Origin of the sequence: Arthrobacter sp. CAN_A214 (assembly GCF_015751955.1) — a bacterium.
Classification (GTDB): domain Bacteria; phylum Actinomycetota; class Actinomycetes; order Actinomycetales; family Micrococcaceae; genus Arthrobacter_D.
This window is the reverse complement of sequence record NZ_JADOUU010000092.1, coordinates 1-1,417: the sequence shown is the minus strand read 5'-3', so window position 1 is coordinate 1,417 and position 1,417 is coordinate 1. Positions and strand designations below refer to the sequence as shown.

Annotated in this window: 1 protein-coding gene; it reads right to left on the bottom strand. The window is 65.1% G+C overall.

Annotation, left to right across the window (positions count from 1 at the left end):
• Nucleotides 1–47 precede the first annotated feature (47 nt).
• Nucleotides 48–1,295, bottom strand: coding sequence for an IS256 family transposase (locus IWX65_RS17565; protein ID WP_196884839.1), 1,248 nt, complete (start codon nt 1,293–1,295; stop codon nt 48–50).
• Nucleotides 1,296–1,417 lie beyond the last annotated feature (122 nt).

Sequence of the window (1,417 nt, the reverse complement as noted above, 5' to 3'; positions counted from 1 at the left end):
GGTCAAGTCCCGGGTGTTGGTGTAGCGGTCGGTGATCCTTTTAGTTGTTAGGCGCTGAGTTCGAGAGTGGTGTCGGTGGTCGCCTCCGTCCCGGTGTTGGTGACGAGTGTGAGGCGGCTTTTCGTGAGGATGTCGAGGCCGAGGTAGCGGCGTCCTTCGGCCCATTCATCGGTCTGTTCGGCGAGGACGGCTCCGACGAGCCGGATGATTGCGTCCCGGTTGGGGAAGATCCCGACGCTGTCGGTGCGGCGGCGGATCTCCCGGTTGAGTCGCTCATTGGGGTTGTTCGACCAGATCTGTTGCCAGAGTCCTTCGGGGAAGCTGGTGAACGCGAGGATGTCGGCCCGGGCGGCGTCGAGGTGTTCATGGGCGTCGGGGAGTTTCTCGTCGACGTAATCCAGCAGCCGGTCGAACTGGGCGTGCACGGAGCCCGCATCAGGCTGGTCGTAAACCGAGTGCAGCATCGCCTTCACAGCTGGCCACATGGTCTTCGGGGTCACCGACATCAGATTCGCCGCGTAGTGGGTGCGGCATCTCTGCCAGGTGGCTCCGGGAAGATTCGCGCCGATCGCTTCGACCAGGCCCCGGTGCGCGTCCGAGGTGACCAGGCGGACACCGGTCAGGCCGCGGGCGACGAGATCGGCGAAGAAGCTGTTCCACGCGGCCCCGGTCTCGGAGGTGGCGACGCGTAGGCCCAGGACTTCACGGCGCCCATCGGCGTTGACGCCGGTCGCGACAAGGACGACGGCGTTGATGACTCGCCCTCCCTCACGCACCTTCATCGTGAGCGCATCCGCGGCCAGGAACGTGAACGGGCCGGCATCACCCAGCGGGCGGTGGCGGAACTCGTTGACGTGCTCATCGAGCTCGGCTGCCATGCGGGAGACCTGCGACTTCGAGAGGGAGTTGATGCCGAGGGTTTTCACCAGTTTGTCCATGCGCCGGGTACTGACTCCGGCGAGGTAGCAGTCCGCGACCACGGTGATCAGCGCCGTTTCGGCCCGCTTGCGGCGCTCGAGTAACCACTCCGGAAAGTAGGTGCCGGTGCGCAGCTTCGGGACTGCCACGTCGATCGTGCCGATGCGGGTGTCCAGGTCACGGTGCCGGTACCCATTGCGTTGAGCGACACGCTCCGGTGAGGGCTTGCCCCACTCGGCGCCGGCCACGGCGTCGGCGTCCGCCGAGAGGAGGGCGTTGATCATGGTTTGCAGCAGCTGACGCATCAGATCCGGGGAGGCCTCGCCGAGGGCTTCAGTCAGGATGCGGGCAGGGTCGACAATATGGGGAGCGGTCATCGTGATGATGCCTTTCGAGTGTGATGTGAGAGTTTCCTCGAAGGATCACGCGGTGGCCGCCTTCATGTCCATCAGTACGACGAACCCGGCAGCCGCGCTACACCACTATGCGGGACGCCACT